This is a genomic window from Bradyrhizobium sp. KZN70725, assembly GCF_055264925.1.
Genome location: NZ_JBUYWT010000065.1, coordinates 13,429 through 33,692 on the forward strand (window position 1 = coordinate 13,429; position 20,264 = coordinate 33,692).

At 64.8% G+C, this 20,264-nt stretch carries 20 protein-coding genes and 1 pseudogene; 8 read left to right on the forward strand and 13 right to left on the reverse strand.

The window, feature by feature from the left end; genetic code table 11:
• Window positions 1-52: 52 nt before the first annotated feature.
• From ACZBJS_RS36210 to ACZBJS_RS36240, 7 genes are all read right to left on the reverse strand, one after another.
• Window positions 53-1,048 carry a nitroreductase family protein gene (locus ACZBJS_RS36210; protein ID WP_316398822.1) on the reverse strand — a complete coding sequence of 332 codons (996 nt, stop codon included), beginning with the start codon at window positions 1,046-1,048 and terminating at the stop codon, window positions 53-55.
• The gene (locus ACZBJS_RS36215) at window positions 1,045-2,166 is read right to left on the reverse strand and encodes a GNAT family N-acetyltransferase (RefSeq protein ID WP_463439905.1); all 1,122 of its coding nucleotides are present in this window, start codon (window positions 2,164-2,166) and stop codon (window positions 1,045-1,047) included. The genes ACZBJS_RS36210 and ACZBJS_RS36215 overlap by 4 nt, the downstream gene beginning before the upstream one ends.
• Window positions 2,163-3,362: a hypothetical protein gene (locus ACZBJS_RS36220; protein WP_076827625.1), complete on the reverse strand. Its 1,200-nt coding sequence runs from the start codon at window positions 3,360-3,362 to the stop codon at window positions 2,163-2,165. Before ACZBJS_RS36220 ends, ACZBJS_RS36215 begins: the two co-directional genes overlap by 4 nt.
• Window positions 3,359-4,234, reverse strand: a complete 876-nt coding sequence (locus ACZBJS_RS36225) for a HesA/MoeB/ThiF family protein (RefSeq protein WP_076827627.1) — start codon at window positions 4,232-4,234, stop codon at window positions 3,359-3,361. Before ACZBJS_RS36225 ends, ACZBJS_RS36220 begins: the two co-directional genes overlap by 4 nt.
• Complete coding sequence (locus ACZBJS_RS36230; RefSeq protein WP_316398824.1) at window positions 4,231-5,298, reverse strand: hypothetical protein; 1,068 nt, start codon at window positions 5,296-5,298, stop codon at window positions 4,231-4,233. The genes ACZBJS_RS36225 and ACZBJS_RS36230 overlap by 4 nt, the downstream gene beginning before the upstream one ends.
• 304 nt (window positions 5,299-5,602) lie before the next feature.
• Window positions 5,603-5,878, reverse strand: coding sequence for a YiaA/YiaB family inner membrane protein (locus ACZBJS_RS36235; RefSeq protein ID WP_038384293.1), 276 nt, complete (start codon window positions 5,876-5,878; stop codon window positions 5,603-5,605).
• Between the two features lie 83 nt (window positions 5,879-5,961).
• The gene (locus ACZBJS_RS36240; RefSeq protein ID WP_316398825.1) at window positions 5,962-6,657 is read right to left on the reverse strand and encodes a PspA/IM30 family protein; all 696 of its coding nucleotides are present in this window, start codon (window positions 6,655-6,657) and stop codon (window positions 5,962-5,964) included.
• A 112-nt stretch (window positions 6,658-6,769) separates the two neighbouring features.
• Between ACZBJS_RS36240 and ACZBJS_RS36245 the strand changes: the two genes are divergently transcribed.
• The 4 genes from ACZBJS_RS36245 (at window position 6,770) to ACZBJS_RS36260 (ending at window position 10,230) form a co-directional block, all read left to right on the forward strand.
• Window positions 6,770-7,378 carry a TetR/AcrR family transcriptional regulator gene (locus ACZBJS_RS36245; protein WP_316398826.1) on the forward strand — a complete coding sequence of 203 codons (609 nt, stop codon included), beginning with the start codon at window positions 6,770-6,772 and terminating at the stop codon, window positions 7,376-7,378.
• Between the two features lie 298 nt (window positions 7,379-7,676).
• Window positions 7,677-7,886 (forward strand): cold-shock protein, encoded by a 210-nt coding sequence (locus ACZBJS_RS36250; RefSeq protein ID WP_028341292.1) that lies wholly within the window; start codon window positions 7,677-7,679, stop codon window positions 7,884-7,886.
• 232 nt (window positions 7,887-8,118) lie between these two features.
• The gene (locus tag ACZBJS_RS36255) at window positions 8,119-9,252 is read left to right on the forward strand and encodes an acyl-CoA desaturase (RefSeq protein WP_463439913.1); all 1,134 of its coding nucleotides are present in this window, start codon (window positions 8,119-8,121) and stop codon (window positions 9,250-9,252) included.
• 237 nt (window positions 9,253-9,489) lie between these two features.
• Window positions 9,490-10,230 carry a hypothetical protein gene (locus ACZBJS_RS36260; protein ID WP_463439906.1) on the forward strand — a complete coding sequence of 247 codons (741 nt, stop codon included), beginning with the start codon at window positions 9,490-9,492 and terminating at the stop codon, window positions 10,228-10,230.
• Between the two features lie 50 nt (window positions 10,231-10,280).
• Here the strand turns inward: ACZBJS_RS36260 and ACZBJS_RS36265 are convergent, their stop codons facing one another.
• Complete coding sequence (locus tag ACZBJS_RS36265) at window positions 10,281-11,105, reverse strand: amino acid kinase family protein (protein WP_316398829.1); 825 nt, start codon at window positions 11,103-11,105, stop codon at window positions 10,281-10,283.
• 13 nt (window positions 11,106-11,118) lie between these two features.
• Window positions 11,119-11,930, reverse strand: a pseudogene (locus ACZBJS_RS36270) (amino acid kinase family protein).
• Window positions 11,931-12,375: 445 nt separating this feature from the next.
• Between ACZBJS_RS36270 and ACZBJS_RS36275 the strand changes: the two are divergent.
• Together ACZBJS_RS36275 and ACZBJS_RS36280 are read left to right on the forward strand one after the other, a co-directional pair.
• Window positions 12,376-13,170 (forward strand): hypothetical protein, encoded by a 795-nt coding sequence (locus tag ACZBJS_RS36275; protein WP_463439907.1) that lies wholly within the window; start codon window positions 12,376-12,378, stop codon window positions 13,168-13,170.
• Window positions 13,136-14,374, forward strand: coding sequence for a hypothetical protein (locus ACZBJS_RS36280; protein WP_463439908.1), 1,239 nt, complete (start codon window positions 13,136-13,138; stop codon window positions 14,372-14,374). Before ACZBJS_RS36275 ends, ACZBJS_RS36280 begins: the two co-directional genes overlap by 35 nt.
• Window positions 14,375-14,442: 68 nt before the next feature.
• Here the strand turns inward: ACZBJS_RS36280 and ACZBJS_RS36285 are convergent, their stop codons facing one another.
• Window positions 14,443-15,420 (reverse strand): zinc-dependent alcohol dehydrogenase family protein, encoded by a 978-nt coding sequence (locus tag ACZBJS_RS36285; RefSeq protein ID WP_463439909.1) that lies wholly within the window; start codon window positions 15,418-15,420, stop codon window positions 14,443-14,445.
• Between the two features lie 119 nt (window positions 15,421-15,539).
• On the opposite strand from ACZBJS_RS36285, the gene ACZBJS_RS36290 reads away from it, so the two are divergent.
• Window positions 15,540-16,121 carry a TetR/AcrR family transcriptional regulator gene (locus ACZBJS_RS36290; protein WP_229192409.1) on the forward strand — a complete coding sequence of 194 codons (582 nt, stop codon included), beginning with the start codon at window positions 15,540-15,542 and terminating at the stop codon, window positions 16,119-16,121.
• A gap of 142 nt (window positions 16,122-16,263) precedes the next feature.
• On the forward strand, window positions 16,264-16,620 hold the full coding sequence (locus tag ACZBJS_RS36295; RefSeq protein ID WP_316398832.1) for a hypothetical protein: 357 nt from the start codon (window positions 16,264-16,266) through the stop codon (window positions 16,618-16,620).
• 279 nt (window positions 16,621-16,899) lie between these two features.
• Here the strand turns inward: ACZBJS_RS36295 and ACZBJS_RS36300 are convergent, their stop codons facing one another.
• The 3 genes from ACZBJS_RS36300 to ACZBJS_RS36310 form a co-directional block, all read right to left on the reverse strand.
• Window positions 16,900-18,975, reverse strand: coding sequence for a 2Fe-2S iron-sulfur cluster-binding protein (locus ACZBJS_RS36300; RefSeq protein ID WP_463439910.1), 2,076 nt, complete (start codon window positions 18,973-18,975; stop codon window positions 16,900-16,902).
• Window positions 18,976-19,036: 61 nt separating this feature from the next.
• On the reverse strand, window positions 19,037-19,651 hold the full coding sequence (locus ACZBJS_RS36305; protein ID WP_229192412.1) for a glutathione S-transferase family protein: 615 nt from the start codon (window positions 19,649-19,651) through the stop codon (window positions 19,037-19,039).
• Between the two features lie 197 nt (window positions 19,652-19,848).
• Complete coding sequence (locus tag ACZBJS_RS36310; RefSeq protein WP_057017901.1) at window positions 19,849-20,262, reverse strand: Rieske (2Fe-2S) protein; 414 nt, start codon at window positions 20,260-20,262, stop codon at window positions 19,849-19,851.
• Window positions 20,263-20,264: the final 2 nt, after the last annotated feature.

A 20,264-nucleotide genomic window follows, 5' to 3' on the forward strand; every position in this document is an offset into this window, starting at 1 on the left:
CGTCATAGCACGACCGCGTGAAGTTTTGACAGCGGGGATTGCAGCTTAATTTTCAGACAATGAGCCGGTCAACCGGCAACCGGAAATGCCGCGGTTTGATCGGTTTTGACGGCCGGCCGATGCGGAACACATTGACGAGGCGCAGATCGGCGCCAATTTTGCCGAGCTTTCGCAGCCGGTCGTTGAAGTCAGGATGATCTGATAGCGCCGAAATCGGGCACGCCGCGAAACCGGCGCGATCGATCTCCAGCCAGGCGCGGTAGAAATGGCGTCCGGTCGTGAGTGGATCCTCACCGAGCGGACGGCAAAACAGCACGATCGCCGATGCCGACGCAGTCTTGGCGCCGTCGGCAAGCAACGACGCGGCGAGGCCGAGACGATCGAGCGGCTTGAACAGGCTGCCGAGCACGTAACGCGCGGCGGTGGCCTCGACCACATTCATGGCCAGCGCATCACGGTTGAGGCCATCGAGCAGATAGTGCGGATGGCCGGGCGACAGCCGCATCCATGCGAGCAGCTCGGCCCGGTAGTCGTCACCGCGGACAAAGGAGAATTCGGCCCGGTCGGCCCAACCGGCGATATCGGCAATCGCCCGGCGATCGCCAATGCAGATCACATCGTCGCGCGCGGCGGCCAGCTGCGCCAGCGCCGCCGCATCGTCCGGCGATGCCGCGAACTTGCCGCGCCACGACACGCGGCGTGCCACGAGGTCCGCCAGCGGATCGGGCTCGGCTCCTTGCCTGATCGCAAAAGAGCAGAGCACGGAGAGTTGCGGCGACAGCGGCTGCTCGAGCGTGGTCATGCCCGTGATTGCGAAGCCACGCCGGTTGAGCGCGAGGCTCATGCCCTCCAGCGCCGCGCCGTGCGACACCAGCACGTCATGCCCCGCGGGGTCGGCGACCGGCGCACGCACACCGGTCGCGTCGACCAGCGCCAGCCGCCCGTCGCCGAGCAGGCGCCAGCGGGTCGGCTGGATGTTGTGGACGCTCGGCGCCAGCCGCGCCTCCGCGACCAGCTCGCGCAGCAGATCCCGTGTCAGCTCGCTCATGCCGCGGCCAGCCGCTTGGTGAACAGATGCAGCCGGTGCAGCGGCCGTGCGCCGACCTTCTCGACCTGGCGCAGCGACGGACCGTTGATATCGGCGATCCAAGTGCCGCCCAGCGTGCGGTAGCCCGCCTCCTGCAACGCCAGCGCGGTGCGGTAGAGCATCGCGCCGTTGAGACCGCGATTGTGCAGGTCGCGGCAGACCGACTGATAGATCAGCACCGCGCGCCTGTTCATCACGCGGTGCCGCACGAATTTGAACGGCGCTGACAGCCCGACCCGGCCGTCGATCGCCTTGATCAGCGGATTGAGGTCAGCGATCGCGATGATCGCGCCGGCGGGCCGGCCGCGGTGATAGACCACGGTCGAAATCCGCTTGTCGATGATCCACATCATGTCGCCGGCCTGGAACAGATATTCGGCGGCGGTCGGCGGCACGAACATCGGATTGTCGGCAAAGCCGTCATTGAGGATCAGCCGCGCGTCCTCCAGCCGCACCTTGAAGGCGGAACGCTTGATCGGCTGCCAGACGAAATCCGGGTCAGCGAGCACGGCGCGCTGCTTGTCGCCGAGCAGTTGCTCCGGCTTGCCGCCGTCGAGGGCGATCTCGAACGTCGTCATCGGGAAGGTCGCGGCGTAGCCGGCGCGTTCGAGATGCTTTGCGATGTGCGGCGGCGACCACATCATGTCGGTGAACGGCGCATGGTCGAACCCGTCGGTCATCACGCCGATCTGCTGCATCGCCGTGAGGTTGAAGTTGCCGGTGACGCGGCTCATGCCGCGCGCCGACAGCCATTGCTCGGCGGCGCGCAGCAGCGCATCGGCCACCTCGACGTCGTCGATGCAATCGAAGAAGCCGAATGCACCATGGCGGGTGCCGTGCTTGCGGTTGGACGCGTCGTGGATCGAGGCGGCGATGCGGCCGACCGGCCGTCCATCGCGATGCGCTGAAAATAGCGCATAGCGGCCGTGGCCTTCGGTGACGAACGGATTCTTCGCCGGATCGAACATCCGGTCGAAATCGCTCCACAGCGGCGGCACGTAGAGGCTGTCGGGCCCATAAGCGTTGAGCGCGGCGTCGAATGCCGCCCTGCGGTCACCCTCGCGGATCTCTGATGTCATTTGGCCTCCGGGGTCAACGCCAGCAGCCGGCGCACCAGCGCCAGCGCGGTCTCAGTGGCGGGGTCGGCCGCGGTGACGGGCACCGCGAGCACGATCAGGTCGAGCGGATCGTGTCCGAGCACGATGACATGGGAGGCGTTGTTGGCTGCGATCAGCGACACGATGCGCTCGGCCGCGGGATCGGTCGGCGCCAGTCCCCACGGCGCGTCGGACCGCCGCAGCACACGCCGTGTCGACAGGAAGTCGTGCAGCAGCGGCGGATCGTAGAGCGCAAGCTCGTTCTCGCGGAAGCGCCGCGCGCTTTCGAAGATCGGGTGCCGCGCCAGCTCGGCGATCAACTGCTCCCTTGTCTGCGCCGGCGATGCCGCGACTGAGTTGAGCACGCCCGGCTCCTGCGATTCGAACAGCGCCCGCAGCGCGTCCGTCATCAACCCGATGGTCAGGACGCCGGCGATCGCAACCGCGACGAAACGGATCATCTGCGCGGCGTCGACGTCGGGCGCCATGAAGGCAGCGGCGAGGCCTAGCAGGCCCGACGAGATCAGCCGCAGCGCCATCATCGCAAGGCCGTGCCGGCGCGTCTCGGCGCCGCCGCCGGCGATCAGCATCACGGTCACGGTGAGCAGCGCGCCCAGCGCGCCGAGCCGCACGGGGATATCGGGAAACAGCGTGCGGAAATCGGTCAGGATGAACGGGATCACGACCAGCGCGCCGACCGCCATGCGGCCGATGCTGCGGTTCTCCGCAGCCATCAGCGAGGCGCGATCGCGCGTTGCCAACAGCAGCGCGCAGGTGGCGAAACCCAGCAGCTGGAACAGCGCCAGCGCGATCGCGTAAGGCATCGCCAGCCGTTGCAGTCCGAACAGGCCGCCGAGACCGAGCAGGATGGCGCCCGCGAGCGCCGCGATCTTGACCGCGCGCGGCGCGTGGCGCCGCAGGATGCCTTCGGTGACGATCAGGGCGCCGAGCGGGACCAGCGAGGCCGGGATCACCGAGAGGCGGTCGAGCAGGCGGCTTCCGGTCCACCAGGCAAGACCGCGGTCGAGGAACAGAATCGCGATCACGCCGAGCGCGAGCAGCAGGCGGCGCGTCAACGGGCTCCTCGGATCGCGCCGGTAGAACGTCATCATCGCCACGGCGAGCCCGATGGCGCCGCACAGATTGACGATGGAATCGGCGATCACCCCGGAGGTCATTTGCCGCCCGTCAGTTCATCGATGGCCCGCCGCACCAGCGGACGCATCAAGGCGGCGACCAGCGCATTGCGCGGCTTCTCGATCGCGGGCCGGTGCGGGTTGAGAAACCAGCCGCGACAATCGGTGCCGGAGGTGCGGCCGAGGATCAGCGCGACCGCCTCATAGGCCATCAGCATGCCGGTCGAGATCACCATCGGCGCAAACGACATCCGGCTGCGGCGGCCGGCGGCGACTTCGCCGGCGATGGCGAGGTCGACATAGTTGCGCGACGAGGAGTGCAGCATCACGTGCTCGATCTCGGCGCGCATCGCGGCGCGGCGGTCGTCCTCGGTGATTTCGGTCCAGTCCTTGCCAAGCGTCGGAAAGCCGAGGCGCTGCTCGGGCCGCGGATCGTGCGGGCGCACCACGATCACCGACGGCAGCGGCGACATATAGGCGTCGATCACCGTTGCATCGGCGCGCTTCGCGGTCCGGTACAGATGCACGCCGGCGGCGATATCGTCCATGCCGTTGACGATGACCGGGCACTGCGCGGCGATCCCGGCCAGCTCGCTGGTCCAGTTCTCGCCAAGCACCTCGATCTCGATGGTCGGATTGATCCGTTTTGCGGCTTCGGCGGCAACCGCCGCCTTCTCGCGCCCGACCTCGTCGGCGAAGGCGAACACCTGGCGGTTGAGGTTGGAGACCTCGAAGCGGTCGATGTCGGCGATCACGAATTTGCCGACGCCGGCGCGCGCCAGCGCCATGAAGGCCGCGCCGCCCATGCCGCCGACGCCGCAGACGAACACCCGCGCCTGACGCAGCAGCTGCTGCTCGTGCTCGTCGATGAAGCCGATATTGCGGCCGGTGAAGGAATAGTAGTCGAAATTCATCGCGCGGCCCCGTTATCCTGCTTGCGCGGACGCAGCGTGCCGAAGGCGCGGCTGTCGTCCATCCAGTAGACCACCGGCAGCACCAGCCGCTGCAGCGCCAGCATCGCGGACGCCGCGAGCAGCGACGGCAGCGAGCCCGAGGGCACCTCGCTCATGAGATAGCGGCGTGCGCCGGCAAGATCGACGCGGCCGAGCTGCAGCACGTCGTCGCCGCGGCCGTAATCCAGCTCGCGTTCGCAGAATTCGTTGTAGATTGCGTTGCGGTGCTTCGGGGCGACCTCGAAGGTCTTCTTCAGCGCGTCCGAGCCGCCGGTATAGGCGTTGGTGATGACCGAGCGCGCCTCGTCGAAGCCGGCCTCCTCGCCGACGCCGAACACCGCGCGATGCCTTGCCATGATGCCGCGCGCGAGTTGCAGGTGCGCAAAGCTCTGTCGCGCGCCCGGCAGCGGCGACGGGTAGACGTCCGAGAACGTGTCGCTGACCATGCCGGCCACCGCCGGCACCTGGGTGACGTTGGAAATCCATTTCGGCCGCAGCCCGTCGCGGGCGAACAGCACCAGCGCGGTCAGGCCGTAAAGCACCCAGGACAGCCCCTGGCCGCGCACATCGGGATCGACCATGACGAGGCCGAGGTGGGTGACCTCGGCCGGCTCGCCGTCGAGCGGCACGTCCATCACCGACAGCGCGTTGAAGGCGATCGGCCGCCCGGTGTCTTCCTCCGAGATCAGCGTGACGACGGCGCGCGACAGCCGCTCGGGTTCACCGGAGAAGATGCCGTAGGTCAGGCTCTCCTCGGGCAGCGTCTTGGCGGCGACGATGCGCAGCTGCTCGACCAGCGCGTCGAGCTCGTCCCTCGGCAGCGACAGACCGGGCGATTCGACGATGCGGGTGCGTTGGCCGGCCTGGGTGCGCAAGCTGAGATCGATGGTCGGCTGCGACAGCGCCTTCAGCCAGAAGCCGCCATGGCTGCGCAGACCGTCAAAGGCGGCGCGCGCCTTGCCAAGACTCTTGCCAAGGTTCTTGCTGCCGCGCGAAGCCGGCGTGGGATTGTCCGTGGACGCCATTTCTCTGTCCCTCGGGCGCGATCTCTGCACTCGCCCCTGTTAAGGAGCCATGAGCGCAACCTGACGCTGTTTGCCGCACGGTAAACAAGGCCTTCCGGAAACGGAACAAGTTGGCCGTAAGCGGTCGGCGGCCTATCCACACCGTCATTGCGAGGAGCGATAGCGACGAAGCAATCCATCGCTCGGCATACGCGGAAGAATGGATTGCTTCGCTGCGCTCGCAATGACGGCGGGGTCGGCCAAGTCCCCGGAACGACAAAAGCGGCGGGTGAGAAACCACCCGCCGCTTCGACTTGACTTCGGCTCACCCTGCCTTGGAGACCTCCATCAGCAGGCGCTCCGCCTTGGCGTCCTCGATGCGGTTGACGAACTTGCTGCTCTCGTAATTGTCGCGCACCGTCTTGGTCAGCGTGACGCAGGTCTGGATCAGCATCACGATGCCCATCGTGAGATAGCCCTTCATCCAAAGGTCGATCGGCAGGAAGAACACGCCGACGGCGACGAGGAAGGCGGAAGCCGCGAAGGACGCGTAGGTGAAGGTAACCCAGCTGCCGCTGTGGGGTTGGATGGTCTGGTTCATGGTCGTCTCCTTGATGATAGATGGTTTGAAATTGGCTTGGTTTCAGACTTGAAGTTCAGGCTTGAGGTTTCAGGCTTGGGATTTCAGGCTGCTGGCGGGCCCTTGGCTTTCAGCCGCGCCAGCACGTCGTCGGCGGTCGATTTCATGCGCGGGCCAAAACCCTGCTCGGCGAGCTTCTCGGCGGTGGCTGATGGTCCCGAGGCGGCGTCGATCTCGATCAACGCCTCGTCGGCGGCCTGGATCTCCATCTGCCGCTCGCGCAGCCGCTTCAGCGTCGCCTCCGCTTCCGGCAGCGTCGACTCGTAGGGGCGCGCCGCCTCGATGCCGCTCCGGCGCAGCGAACGCACCGCTTCCGATGCGCGGGCCAGCCGGCGGCCGCGGTCGAGCTCGGCGATGCGCGCCTCGGCGTTGCCGACATGGCGCTTCAGCCGGGTGATCTCGGAGGCAAACAGCGCGCGTGCGGTCATCGCGGCGTCGCGCTCGGCTTCGAGATTGGCGATCGCCTGCGCGGCTTCGCGGGCGAGGTCTTCCCGGCCGCCCTCGAGTGCCGCCGACGCGCGCACCTCGAGATCGGCGATCCGGGCGTTGGTGGCGTCGAGCCGCCGGCCCTCCTGCTGGTCGCCGGCGATCGCCAGCGCCAGGGTCCGCTTCGAGCGGTCGACGGCGGCGGCGGCATCGCGCATCTGCTGGTCGAGGATGACCAGCGCGGTGCGGTCTTGAAGTTCCTCTTCGGCCACCGCAACGGTGCCGCGGAAAAGAGTGAAAACAGTTTTGAACATTTCATCGCTCCCTGTTATGAGCATCGCTCATGAATCGCTTGTACCACATAATGAGCATTGCTCAAGAATTATTTGAGCAACGCTCAAGATAATGGTTAACGAAGGATCAAAGATGTCCAAGGCATTGGAACGACGTGCAAAACTGCGGGAAGCGCTGATCGAGGCGGCGGAACGGGCGATTGCGGCAAAGGGTCTCGGTGGCCTGAAAACCCGCGAACTGGCCCAGGAAATCGGGGTCGCCAATGGCGGCGTCTACAATCTGGTCGAGGATGTCGACGAGCTGATCCTGCGCGTCGGCTCGCGCACGCTGGCGCGGCTCGATGCGTCGCTGTCGCTGGCCGAGATCGGCGGGGCTGCCGCGCCGCGCGAGATGCTGGTGCGGATCGCGGTCGCCTATTGCGATTTCGCCGCCGACAATCTCGAACTGTGGCGCGCGCTGTTCGAGCATCGCATGCAGCCCGGCAAGCCGGTGCCGGAATGGGCAATCGCCGAGCAGATGGAATTGTTCCGCCACATCTACAAGCCGCTCGCCGCGCTGTTTCCGCAGCGTTCGCCGGCGCAGCTCGGCGTCACCGCGCGCAGCCTGTTCTCCGCCGTGCATGGCATGGTCGCGCTCGGGCTGGAGCACAAGCTGATCGCGGTGCCGATCGGCGCGCTGCGCAGCGAGATCGCAACATTGACGCGCGCGATGGTCGACGGGCTGACGGCGAAGAAGGAATAGACCGCGTGGCCCCAAACCGCACGATGTCCCCGCCATCCGGTCAAGCAAAGTTGCCGCAGAGCACCGTGAATTGCAGCCGTTGCCCCAGGGGGACGCAGCGGCCGAGGTCAGAAAGGGGAGAAAGCCACTTGCGGAATGACCGAACCGTAGCTATTTACCGCGGATCGAGTTTCGGCCGAACGACTTGGCCTCGCCGCTGATAGCGTGCCTGACTGACGACCCTCACCCCCTGAACTTCGAATTCGCCCGCTGCACTCGTGAGTGCGGCTCCAAACACGTATCTATAGGACGATTTTCCATGAGCATGGGAACTGTGAAGTGGTTCAACAGCCAGAAGGGTTTCGGCTTCATTCAGCCGGACCAGGGCGGCCAGGACGTTTTCGTTCATATCAGCGCAGTCGAACGCGCCGGCATGAGCACCCTCAACGAGGGACAGAAGGTCTCTTTTGAGATCGTTGCAGACCGCCGGACCGGCAAATCTGCTGCGGACAATCTGCGCGCGGTGTAAGCTGCGACAATCGGCCATGCTGCTTTGACCACGGATGAACTGGCAAAGCCTCTGGTTACGCGACCCCGCGACCGGTCACCCGGCCGCGGGGTTCTCTTTGTCAACACCGCGCGCAATGCCCGCCAGGACCAGGACTTGAACCGTCTGCCGGCGAAACGGCCCGCGCATCGAAGCAGCTGAGGTCGCGAGCGTGTCCACCAATATCGATCCAGCTCGGCAGCACGACGACATCATGTACCCGCAGGTCCTCCCGTTTCTGCTGGTCCACGCAGGGTGTCTGGCGGCGATCTGGACGGGCGTCTCATGGCAAGCGACCGCAATTTGCGTCGCTCTGTATTGGCTGCGCATGTTTGCGATCACCGCCGGCTATCATCGGTACTTCTCGCATCGGGCCTACTCAACGAGCAGGGCGTTTCAATTCATCCTCGCATTCCTCGCCCAAAGCAGCGCTCAGAAAAGCGTCCTTTGGTGGGCCGCGAAACATCGACATCACCATCTTCATTCGGATACCGAGCAAGATGTGCATTCGCCGGGGCATAAGGGCTTCGTGCACAGTCATCTCGGGTGGATTTTTTATCGACAGCACGATGCAACTGATCTGACGAAAGTTGCGGATTTTACCTCGTATCCGGAGTTGATGTGGCTTCACAGATTGGAGGTCTTGCCGGCGATCGTGGTCGCAGGTCTGTGCTTCCTCATCGCCGGATGGCCAGGGCTCGTGGTCGGTTTCTTCTGGAGCACCGTGCTGCTGTATCACGCCACGTTTTGCATCAACTCCCTCGCGCATGTTCACGGGCGCAAGCGGTACGTTACGGGCGATGACTCCCGCAACAATTGGCTGCTGGCTCTGTTTACGATGGGTGAGGGTTGGCACAACAATCATCACGCCTACCAAAGCAGTGCGCGGCAAGGCTTCCGGTGGTGGGAGATTGATGTGACCTATTATGTTTTGGTGACTTTGTCCTTGCTCGGTATTGTCTGGGATCTGAAGGCGCCGCCCACGCTGGTTCTCCGCAACGAGCAGCGCTTGGGATCGCGTGTGATAAAGCGAACGGCTGAACAACTCGCTGGTCGCTTCAATCCCGAGTACATCGCGCAGGCCATCAAATCGTCGGTCCACGAAACCGGATTGTCGGTGCGGGAAGCGCTTGTTCTGTTACAGCATCGCGCCGACTTGCATCTGCCCAGCATACCAACGCGCGACCGGTTGTTGGCTGAAGCCCAGGCCATGTTCGCGAAGACAAGTTCGTTGGACGACATTGTCGACCGTGCGCATGAACTCCTGGTGGAGTCGGTTTGCCTCCTGCTCGCGGTTCCACCTCGGATGGCCGGCGCAAGCCCGAAACCTCAGGTGAGCCAACCGTAACATTTTGCCTTGGCCTTTTCCCGACCTCACGGCTCCGTCGCGTAGGCGCGCCCGGGCTCGAGCGCGTAGATCGTCAGGAAGCGCAGCGGCCGTTCCGGATCGCAATTGCGAAACAGCGTGTGCGGAACGTCAGGGCGATCCTGCAAGGTCTCGCCCGCCCGATACTGGCGCGGCGCCTCGTCGTCATACGCGGACTCGGCAACGCCTTCGACGATGAAGGCCGCTAATGGGATGCCGATGCAGCGGGGCGACCCCGCCGGGCGGATAGGTCACCTCGGCAACGACAAGCTCGCGATCATCGCCGGGCAAAGCGAGACGCTCAAGGGTCCTGCGGGTGACGCCGGCGAATCCGGCTTGTTGAGCTTTTGCCTGACCGTCGCTGCTTTCAGCCATTGGAACCCTTCCCTGTCACGCGCGCCTTTGCCCCATTCAGATCAAGGCTGCGGTGACTATGGGGGCGCTTCAACGACGCAACAAGCGCCCAAGCATTTCAACACATGTCGCGCGGGCGAGGCGAAGCCCTTGCCACCCCTGCTCCCACGTTGCAGGATTCCTGCGAGAACCTTCAGCAGTGGGCCTTGCATGAAAACGAGTATCGTCACGACGCGGGCGTCGGGGATCGCCGCCCTGGCGCTCATCTTTGCATTAAATGTCACGCCGGCATCTTCGGCGCAGCCCGTGCCGGAATGTTCGATGTCGATGACATTGGCGGATTGGGGCGAGAATTCGAGCGGCGATATCGACGTCGCCTCGGGCCAAAGCTGCCAGATCCCGATCGGGATCCGCGGCACGGTGACGGACTCCGCGATCTCGCAGAAGCCGGCCTACGGCAAGCTGAAGAAGATCAACGCATCGACCTTCGAATACAGGGCGAAGGCCAAGTACAAGGGCAGCGACACCTTTGCCATCAAGGCAACGGGCCAGGGGCCGAAGGCATCCGGCACCTCGGTCATCACCGTGCACGCGACGATCAAGTAGTCCCTCGGTCGCGCGCCGCCTAAACGCGACGCGCGAGCATTACATCGGTATCAGGCCGGCCGCGCGCCGGTGCGGATGATCGATCCGACATGCTGGCCACGCAGCGCCGCCGCGAGCCGGCCGGGAACGAGGCCGTTCACGACCTGCACCCGCTCGATATGCCGCGCATTGGCCATCACCTCGAGCAGCGCGGGATCGAACGGCAGCGTGCCCTTCAGCTTGGCGAGGTCGGCGAGGCTGGCCTCGCGCAGCAGCTGCGCCTTCTTCCCCTCGGGACCATTCGGATCGTCGGTGTAGACGCCGTCGACATCCTCGACGATCGTCAGGCCGGCGGCACCGAGCGCATCGGCGATCAGGAACGCACCGGTGTCGGCGCGATGCAACGGGATGCGCGAGACCGGGAATTCATGATGGTGATAGGGCGGAAACGCGCTGCCCACCACGGCGCGGGCCGCGGAGAGATGGATCGCAAGCTGGCTCGCGATGGTCGGATGCTCGATATAGGACACGCCCTCCGGCGCGAGCAGGCAGGCCAGGATGTGGCCGTTTTGGCCGGCTTCGCTCGCCGCGAGCGGCGCGAGCGAGCCGACCGGCAGGCCGAGATCGAGGCCGACGCTGTAGAGATGACGGGCGCGGATGCCGGCGCCGGTCAGGATCAGCAGGCGGTGCTCGGGCAGCAGCGAACGCAACTCGGCGACGATCGGCAGGATCGCCTCGTGGCCGCGATCCATGATGGAGCGGCCGCCGATCTTCACCACCTGCACCCAGGGCAGCAGCGGGATCGGGCGGCCGCCGGCAACGGGACGGGTGAGATCGCTGTCGAGCAGGGTCTGGCGCGCGAGCGGCGAGGCGACGTGCTTGATGGTGTCATCCATGGTCGGTCCCTGCTCAGTTCGCGGTGATGATGGTGCCGACATGCTCGCCCGCAAGCGCACGGGTGAGGTTGCCGGGGACGAGGCCATTGACGACCTGCACCTGCTGGACATGGCGCGCGGTGGCGAGCAGATCGAGCACCGGGAATTCGAGGATCGAATCCTGCAACCCCTTGGCCTTCATCTCGGCGACCGAGATTTTCGGGATGAAGGTCGCGCCCTTCGAAGTCTTGGGGTTCGCGGTGTAGAGGCCGTTCTCGTCCTTCACATAGATCATCGCCTTGCAGCCGAACTGTTCGGCGACCAGGAAGCATCCGGCATCGGTGCGATAGGGCGGGATCATGCCCTCGGCTGCCGGCCGCATCCAGAGGCCGTAGGGCGGCATGCCGCTGAAGATCACGGCGTTCACCTCGGCGAGATAAAGCGGCACGGCCGAAAGCCCGGCGCCGCTGACCGCGGAGATGCCGTGCTTGGCGAGCAGCTGGCCCAGCATCACCGCGTTCTGGTCGGCGACCGAGGCGCCGAGCTGCGACACACGCCGGCCGGCAGCCGCAGCCCGGCCGCGATCGAATAGAGGTGCCGGGCGCGGGTGCCCGCGCCGGTCCCGATCAGGATCTTGTGCGCCTTGCGGGCCGCGACGATCTCATCGACCAGCGGGTAGACGGCGGCGCGGCCGCGGTCGATGACGCTTTGCCCGCCGATCTTGATCACGGTGGCATCCGGCAGGATCCGGAAGTCCGATGCCGCCTCCGCCGTCGCCAGAAGCTGCGGATCGGTCAACGATCGCTGCATCAGCAGCGCTTCAAGCTCCGCCGTCGTATTCGCCATGAGAAACGTCCTTTCTCCAATGCGCCTGGCATTGCTTCCATCGGCCCGCGATGTTCGATGTCTCCACCGGTGTCTCGCAAAGACCCGTGTTCGAATTGCACGGCTAACGGCAAGCCTGGCGCGTCTCAAGCCGCAACGGCGGGGATAGACCATCGCGAATGGCACCGGCGAGTGCGTGTCGCGACACCCGCTGCGAGGCCGTTCGGAACGGGATACCTATGACGTTTTGCCGCACGCGACTCGACTGATGGGTGTGACACCCACCATAGATGCTGCATTGAAATTCTGCGATCCTGAATTTGATATTAACGATTTCTTCGGAATGCGCTGATCTCAGCCGGACGATACTAATCTCAGCCTGGCCCGCCTCACGGGCCAAAATTGATTGCCTTGCACCTTGGAAATTAGCCGGTCTCGACCGGCGCACCCCACGAGGAAGCAAACCATGGCCAATTCCGCACCGGTCGTCACGATTGGTAACCACAGCCTGTTGTACAATCAGTGGCAAAAAATACAGCCATGGCTCACCTATGCCGACTCCGACGGCAATCCCGCGCAGAAATTTCAGTTCTGGGACGGCGGCACAGCTGCGAACAGCGCCTATTTCTGGACTTCCACCAACGACCATTGGGCCGCCAACACGACGATCGAAGTTTCGGCCTCTGACCTCTCCGACGTGTGGGTGCGTGCTGGTGCGGTCGGCGGCACCGAGACACTGTGGGTACGCGCTTTCGACGGGACCGATTGGGGTAACTGGACGTCTTTCACGCTCACGACGATTCCAAACACTGCGCCGGTCGTCACGGTCCCCGACGTGCAGCTGCACACCAATACATGGACGCAAGCCAAGAATTGGCTGACCTACTCCGATGCCAACGGGGATGCAGCCACCAAATATCAATTCTGGGACAGCGGCACCTCCGCAACAAGCGCCTATTTCTGGACTTCCACCAATGATCATTGGGCTGCCAACACGACGATCGAAGTGGCGGCCGCCGACCTGGCCGATGTCTGGATCAAGGGTGGCTCGACAACCGGTGCCGAGACGTTCTGGATCAGAGCGTTCGACGGAACAGACTGGAGCAACTGGGACAGCTTCACGCTGACGTCGGCCAATACTCCGCCCGTCGTGACAGCCGGTGATCATTCCATACATATCGATCAATGGGTCACCGTCGACAACTGGTTGACCAAGACCGATGCCAATGGCGACGATCACGAAGTACCAGTTCTGGGATAGCGGCACCGCCGCCACCAGCGCCTATTTCTGGACGCCCGACAATTCCCACTGGGCTGCCAACACGACGATAGACGTTTCGGCTGCGGACCTCGCCAATGTCTGGATCCATGGCGGCTCGACAACCGGTTCCGAGACGATGTGGGTAAGGGGATTCGACGGAACGGAGTGGAGCTCCTGGGACACATTCACCGTGACGTCGACGCCAAACACGGTCCCCGTCGCGACCATCAACGACCAGTCGCTGCACGTCAATCAATGGGTCAAACCGCAAGGCTGGCTCACTGCGACCGATGCCGAAGGTGACACGATCACCAAATACCAATTCTGGGACGCCGGCGCGGGCGCGACCAGCGCCTATTTCTGGACACCCGACAATTCCCACTGGCCTGCCAACACGACGATCGACGTTTCAGCATCCGATCTGGCCAATGTGTGGATCAAGGGCGGCTCGACGACCGGTTCCGAGACGATGTGGGTAAGGGCATTCGACGGTATCGCCTGGAGCAATTGGGACAGCTTTAATCTGACGTCGACCAATACGGCTCCGACCGCGACGATCAACGATCAAACGCTGAACGCCGCGCAGTGGGCGCAGCTCGTCAACTGGACGACGGCATCCGACACTGACGGCGATGCAATCACCCAATACCAGTTCTGGGACGGTGGCGGGGCTGCGACCAGCGCCTATTTCTGGACGCCCGACAATTCACACTGGGCGTCCAGCACGGTCATCGACGTCTCGGCGTCCGACCTCGCCAATGTATGGGTGCGAGGTGGCACCGCGGCCGGTACCGATTCCATGTTTGTGCGCGCTTTCGACGGAACGAGCTGGAGTGCCTGGGACAGCTTCACCGTGACCAGCCTGGCAAACCACGCACCCGATGCCTCGATCAGCAATCAGACCTTGCATGTCAACGAGTGGAGCCAGGTCGGCAACCTGGTGTCCTATGCTGACGCTGACGCGAATCCCGCGGCCGCCTATCAGTTTTGGGATGGCGGCGGCAACGCCAACAGCGGCTATTTCTGGACCTCTGCGAATTCCCATTGGGCAGCCAGCACCGTGATCGACGTCAATGCCGCCGACCTCGATGATATCTGGATGCGTGGCGGCGCCACCACCGGCAGTGAGACGATGTATGTGCGCGCCTATGATGGTATTGACTGGAGTGCGTGGCACGCGTTCACGCTCTCGACCATCGTCTAGCTGCCCCGGCGTGACGTCGTGCGGACATGCGCCGGCGTGTCGCGCCGGCGAATATCGGGGGGTACGACCTAACTTGGCGTGAAGATCACCTTGCCCTTGAATGCCGCCGCCTGCGCGATCGCCTGTGAAAAATCCTCCAGGCGATAGGTGCCGACCACCGGCGCGCTGATCGCACCCGATGCGACCATCGGCACCAGATGGTCGTACATTCCGGCCAACGCTTCGTCCGTCGCAGTCTTGCCCCAATGACCGAGCCAGAAGCCGCGCACCGACACCTCGTTGAAGATCACGCTCAAGGCCGAGCCGGAGAACGGCTGTCCGCTCATCGCGCTGTAGATGACGAGCACTCCTTTTGGCGCGAGGGAGTTCATCAGGTTCAAGGCGGATGAGCCGCCGACCATGTCGAGCGCCAGCTGGATCGGCGCCCCACCCGTTTCCCTGGCGACGCGCTTGGCGAGATCCGGCCCGTCGAGCAGCACGATATCGCCGCCGACCGACTTGACCTCGTCCACGACGTCCTCGCGGCGGACGATGTTGACGGTCTTGAGCCCGAGCGACTTGGCGATGGCGATCACCGCGCGCGCCGTCGCCGAATTGGCGCCGTTCTGGATTACCCAGCCGCCGGGCGGCACTTTCACGAAATCGGTCAGCAAGAGATAGGCGGTGGCCGGATTGACCCCGATCATGGACAGTTGCTGGACATCGGCATTGTCAGGCAGCGCACGCTGCCATGATGCGGTGAATTTGACCCGCTCGGTCCAGGTCGGGACCGTGAAGGGAATCAGCGTGCGGTCGCCCTCCTTCAGATTCCTCACCTGCGATCCGGCGGCAACAACCCGCCCGACGCCCTCGATCCCGAGCGTGGCCGGCGGTGACGGCAGATAGCCGTAGCGCCCGGCGATGATCATGAAATCCGAATTGTTGATCGGCGCAGCCTCAACCGCGACCACGATCTCGTCGGGGCCGGGGCTGCCGACGTCCGGCACCTCGTTGAGCTTGACCACGTCCGCTGCACGTCCGAACGCAACGACCTGAACCGCTTTCATGGCGTGATCTCCCGATTTCGTTGTGTACTTCTAAGTACAGAATATGGATTGCGTCAATAGCCGGACCTGCCTTCACAGCAAGGTGAAGGCTTCACATCCGACGCGGGAGTACATAAAAGATGGATATGGCAAGGCCGCGCAGCTTCGATCCGGACGATGTCCTGGAAATCGCCCGCCAGATGTTCTGGCAGAAGGGCTTTCAGGCGACTTCGCTCGACGACATCACGGCGGCAAGCGGCGTCGCGAAACCCAGCCTCTATGCGGCGTTCGGCGACAAGAACGCGTTGTTCCTGAAGGTGCTGGACCGCTATCACGACGGCATCCTCGGCTGGGCCGAGCGCGTGCTGGCGCAGCCGGGGCCCGCGCGGGACGTCATCAGGCAGTGGCTTACCGGCTTCATTCCCTATTGCTCGGGCGAGAAGGGACAGCGCGGCTGCCTGTCGATCAATTCCGCGACCGACGGCTCGCTCGACCAGGTCGAGCTCCGCAAGAGCATCGAGCGCTACAACCGGCGGCTTGAAGAGCTGCTGCGCGCGCGGCTGCGCACCGATCGCGCCCAGTTCAGGAAGGACTTTGACCCTGACGTCACCGCCCACACCATCATGGTGGTGCATGCCGGACTGCTGGCGCTCGCGCACCAGAGGCCGGATTCGAAGCAGGTGAAGGCCGTGATCGATCAGGTGATGAGCCTGCTCGCCTGAGTTTGTCGGCACCCGGCCTCCCGGCAGCCCCCGCGCGCTCTCACGATTGTGATTATATGACGATTATCATCTGATTGATGTCCTGATCTCGATGACCATCTCCGGGCTGGCTGTCATGGGCTTTCCGGATTTTGGGGATCAGATGAACAAACGGTTTTGGCGTGCGGCAATCGTTCTAGTCACCGCCCTGCTGGCGAAGCCGGCGATCGCGCCGGTGCAGGCCCATGATCACGGGCATCCCGAATTGAACGCCTGGTATGAGAGCCTGCGCACCGTCAAGGGCCCCTGCTGCGACGGCAGCGACGCGAAGCGTGTCGATGACGCCGATTGGGACACCAAGGACGGCCACTATCGCGTCCGGCTCGAAGGCGAGTGGGTCGATGTTCCCGACGAGGCCGTCGTCGCCGGACCGAACCGTGCCGGCCGCACCATGGTCTGGCCGTATTATCTGGACGGGCACCCGAGGCCACGCTGCTTCATGCCGGGCAGCATGGGCTAAACACCATGAGTTAGGTTCAATCGATCTCGCAACGCGCTGACTACACCTCTCCCGCTTGCGGGGTCGAGACGAGCGAAGCTCGCTCTTAGGTCGCATCGCATCGAATATGCGATGCGGGTGGGGGCTCTCTCGGCAGCGTGACTCGCGGAGAGAGCCCCCACCCCAGCCCTCCCACGCAAGCGGGAGAGGGGCGCGCCACCTTGCGATTGCCATTCAATCTAATCTCATCATGCCTTCGGCGACCAAGCTGCGCAGGCCGGCGTCCTGCGGCACAGCTGATCAGAGATCCAGCTGGATCCGGTCCTCGCCGTTGGCCTCCGGCTTCGCCGGCACGGCGCAGCAGATCAGCACCTCGTCATCGGCTACCTCGGCGGCGGGCTGCTTCACAAAGGTCACGGCGCCTGCCAGCAATCGCGTTCGGCAGGTTCCGCAATTGCCCTCCCGGCAGCTGAAGGCGGGGCTAAGGCTGCGCGCTTCCGCCAGTTCGAGCAGCGTCCCCGCCTCCGGCGTCCAGCGCGCCTCCTTCAACGAAGTGGTAAAGGCGACCGGGACCGGCGTTGTCGCCGGCGGTCGCCGCGGCGGCGCTGCGGTGACGAGGTCGGGCTTCCGAACCAGCGATGAAGGACCGAATGCTTCGGCGTGAATCCTGCCGTCGGCAATGTTGTAGCCGCGCAGGGCGTCATAGAGCGATTGGGTGAACCGCGGCGGTCCGCACAGATAGAAGTCATAGTCGTTGAACGGCAGGACGCGCGACAACAGCGCCATGTCGATCCGTCCCGCCGCGTCGTAGTCTGTGCCCTGCTCGGCGCCGTCGACATCGCCGAGGACGCGGACGATCCGCACCGCGCCGCCGGCGGCATCCACCAGCTGCTGCAATTCGTCGCCGAACGCGCGGTCCTGTTTCGCATGCGCAGCCTGAAACAGGAATGTCGGCCGGATGCCGCGGGTGCGCAGCCCCTCATAGACCACGTGGCGCAGCATCGCGAGCAGCGGCGTGATGCCGACACCGCCGGCGAGCAGCACCGCGGGCCGCTTCTCGCGCGCATCGATCGTGAAGCCGCCAGCCGGAGCGCGCGCTTCGATGATGTCGCCGACATGGATGGTATCGTGGAGATGCTGCGATACGACACCGTCGCGCTTCACGCTGATCCGGTACATGCCATCCGACGGCGCAACCGACAGCGTGTAGGTGCGGATGACTGGCTTGTCGATACCGGGCAACGAGAGACCGATCGGCAAATGCTGTCCCGCCCGGTGCGGAAGCAACCCCGCGCCGTCGTCCGGCTGCAAATGAAACGAGCGGATCGATCGGCTCTCGTCGACGATCCCAGTGACCTTGAACGGCCGCCACTGCGTCGCGCGCTCGGCGGCGCGGATTCGGTCGGCGGTCTCCCCCCAGTCGCCGGTCATCAGCGAATTCGGCGACCAGCCTTCGGCCCGAAACGCCCAGCGCAGCGGCAGCGCGCCGCGCCGGCGCACCACGCGGCGGGCACGGAAGCTCCACAGCCGCTCGGCACCCTGAAACGCCGCGATCTCCGGCGAGTCCAGCATCACCTCAGCGTCACCGCTCAGCTGCAGCAGGTCGCCGGTTTCGAAATCGACAAACACCAGCCCGGCCTTGCCGTTGACGAGGATGTTGCCGAGCGTGTTGAAGAACAGATTGCCGGCGAAATCGGGAATCGTCAGCGTGCCGTCGTCGGCGACGCGGACGAAGCCCGCCCGGCCGCCGCGATGCGAGACGTCGACCTGACGACGGTCCTCACGCTCGGCATAGGACGCCACGAAGAACGTGTCGGCCGCCCTGATCATGTCGCGCGCGGCCTGATCGAGCGCCGTGCTTGCCTCGATCTCTCCCGTGAACGGTTCGTCCGGCGCGCACACGAAGGCGAAATCGCGCAGCTGGATATACTGCGCGCAATTGCCAAAGCTCTGATCGAGCTCGAAGCTGAGCGCCTTGCCTGATGCCGCGCGCAGCAGCCCGTTCGCACGGTTGCGGCGCCGCGTGTGCAGTTCGATTCCGAGCAGTCCGATCGCATCGCCCGCGCGCATGCCTTCGCTGACGGGATCGCTGGCGTCAGGCCGCGCATCGATCTCGAGGCTGCGCGGCGTCGGCGAGGAGATGAAGCCCGGCCGGCCGGCCAGCAGCGAGGCCCAGGCGTCGCCGCTTCGGTCCACGCTGCCGACGACGATGAAGGGAATCTGCGCGAAGAAATCGCGATGCTGGTCGGGCATGAAGTCGCGCACCACACGCTGGCCGACGGCCTCCATCTTCTCGGCGACACCAACCTGCTGCTGGATCGCCTTTTCGCCGGCATGCCAGGTCGCGAGCTTGCTCTTGGTTCGTCTGTCGCTCATCGTATCGCCCTCCCCTTCGGGGGTTGGACGGGCGCGCCCGACGGCACGCCCGGTCAGCAGGTCACGCGGCCGCCAGACCGACTGGGGTCTTGGCGAAGGCCACGAAGCCCGGCAGCGCCTCGATCCGGCGCAGCCACGCGTTGACGCGCGCATAGGCGGAGAGATCGACATTGCCTTCGGGCGCGCTGGACAGATAGCTGTAGAGCGCAACGTCTGCGATCGTCGGCGCCGCGCCGACCAGCCAGTCGCGCCCGGCGAGATGGGCTTCGAGCCGCTTCAGCAGAACATGCGCCCGCGCGATCACGTCGTCCGGATTGTGCTTCGCGCCGAACACGGTGATGAGCCGCGCCGCAGCGGGCCCAAACGCAAGATCGCCGGCAGCAACCGACAGCCAGCGCTGGACCGCGGCAGCGCCCCTTGCATCCTGCGGCAGCCAATCGGTGCGGCCGAGCTTGGTCGCGAGATAGACCAGGATCGCGTTGGAGTCCGGGATGATTACGCCGTCATCGTCGAGCACCGGCACCTGGCCGAACGGGTTGAGCGCGAGATATTCCGGCCGCTTCTGCGCGGCGGACTTGAGGTCGACGTCGACCAGTTCGTGCGGAATTTCCAGCAGGGACAAAAACAGGCGCGCGCGATGCGCGTGGCCGGAGAGAGCGAAGTGATAGAGCTTCATATGCCGTTCCTGATGTGGTGGACGGGTTCATTCCCGACCGCGACCTCAAGGTGGCCCATTGCAGCGGTCATTATAATTGCCGTCGACGGCACTTCATTATTGCAAAAACTGCAATATCCTTCATGGCCGGGCTTATCCGGGGCATGACGAGGTCCGCGGCGACGCGCACGGTCGCGTGACCTGCGCCAACGCGCCGGCTAGACCTCAACGATCACGTAACTGTCTTCGATGTGCACCGGGAAAGTCTCGGCGACATACGGCCCCTTCTGCAACTCGGCGCCGCTTTCGACCGCGACCGGATAGGAGCGGATCCTGAACCGCTTCGGATCGAACCAGGACTGCCCGTTGCGCATGTCGAATTCCCAGCCGTGCCACGGACAGCGCAGCATCTCGCCGACCCGGTCGCGCTGATAGATGCCGGGCTCCGGCGAGGTCAGGCGCGCGACGCAGGCCGCCTTCTCCAGCGGCGCGCCTTCATGCGGGCAGCGATTGAGCAGCGCGAAGAACTCGCCATTGACATGGAACACGACGATGTCGCGGCCCTCGATGCCGAACACCTTGTTGCCGCCGGCCGGAATCTCACTGGTGCGCGCGACGATGTGACGGGTCATCT

Bases quoted from the DNA above. Each gene is read 5' to 3' on its own strand.
- ACZBJS_RS36210 (WP_316398822.1), bottom strand. From the start codon at position 1,048: ATGAGCGAGCTGACACGGGATCTGCTGCGCGAGCTGGTCGCGGAGGCG.
- ACZBJS_RS36215 (WP_463439905.1), bottom strand. From the start codon at position 2,166: ATGACATCAGAGATCCGCGAGGGTGACCGCAGGGCGGCATTCGACGCC.
- ACZBJS_RS36220 (WP_076827625.1), bottom strand. From the start codon at position 3,362: ATGACCTCCGGGGTGATCGCCGATTCCATCGTCAATCTGTGCGGCGCC.
- ACZBJS_RS36225 (WP_076827627.1), bottom strand. From the start codon at position 4,234: ATGAATTTCGACTACTATTCCTTCACCGGCCGCAATATCGGCTTCATC.
- ACZBJS_RS36230 (WP_316398824.1), bottom strand. From the start codon at position 5,298: ATGGCGTCCACGGACAATCCCACGCCGGCTTCGCGCGGCAGCAAGAAC.
- ACZBJS_RS36235 (WP_038384293.1), bottom strand. From the start codon at position 5,878: ATGAACCAGACCATCCAACCCCACAGCGGCAGCTGGGTTACCTTCACC.
- ACZBJS_RS36240 (WP_316398825.1), bottom strand. From the start codon at position 6,657: ATGTTCAAAACTGTTTTCACTCTTTTCCGCGGCACCGTTGCGGTGGCC.
- ACZBJS_RS36245 (WP_316398826.1), top strand. From the start codon at position 6,770: ATGTCCAAGGCATTGGAACGACGTGCAAAACTGCGGGAAGCGCTGATC.
- ACZBJS_RS36250 (WP_028341292.1), top strand. From the start codon at position 7,677: ATGAGCATGGGAACTGTGAAGTGGTTCAACAGCCAGAAGGGTTTCGGC.
- ACZBJS_RS36255 (WP_463439913.1), top strand. From the start codon at position 8,119: ATGTACCCGCAGGTCCTCCCGTTTCTGCTGGTCCACGCAGGGTGTCTG.
- ACZBJS_RS36260 (WP_463439906.1), top strand. From the start codon at position 9,490: ATGCAGCGGGGCGACCCCGCCGGGCGGATAGGTCACCTCGGCAACGAC.
- ACZBJS_RS36265 (WP_316398829.1), bottom strand. From the start codon at position 11,105: ATGGATGACACCATCAAGCACGTCGCCTCGCCGCTCGCGCGCCAGACC.
- ACZBJS_RS36275 (WP_463439907.1), top strand. From the start codon at position 12,376: ATGGCCAATTCCGCACCGGTCGTCACGATTGGTAACCACAGCCTGTTG.
- ACZBJS_RS36280 (WP_463439908.1), top strand. From the start codon at position 13,136: ATGGCGACGATCACGAAGTACCAGTTCTGGGATAGCGGCACCGCCGCC.
- ACZBJS_RS36285 (WP_463439909.1), bottom strand. From the start codon at position 15,420: ATGAAAGCGGTTCAGGTCGTTGCGTTCGGACGTGCAGCGGACGTGGTC.
- ACZBJS_RS36290 (WP_229192409.1), top strand. From the start codon at position 15,540: ATGGATATGGCAAGGCCGCGCAGCTTCGATCCGGACGATGTCCTGGAA.
- ACZBJS_RS36295 (WP_316398832.1), top strand. From the start codon at position 16,264: ATGAACAAACGGTTTTGGCGTGCGGCAATCGTTCTAGTCACCGCCCTG.
- ACZBJS_RS36300 (WP_463439910.1), bottom strand. From the start codon at position 18,975: ATGAGCGACAGACGAACCAAGAGCAAGCTCGCGACCTGGCATGCCGGC.
- ACZBJS_RS36305 (WP_229192412.1), bottom strand. From the start codon at position 19,651: ATGAAGCTCTATCACTTCGCTCTCTCCGGCCACGCGCATCGCGCGCGC.
- ACZBJS_RS36310 (WP_057017901.1), bottom strand. From the start codon at position 20,262: ATGACCCGTCACATCGTCGCGCGCACCAGTGAGATTCCGGCCGGCGGC.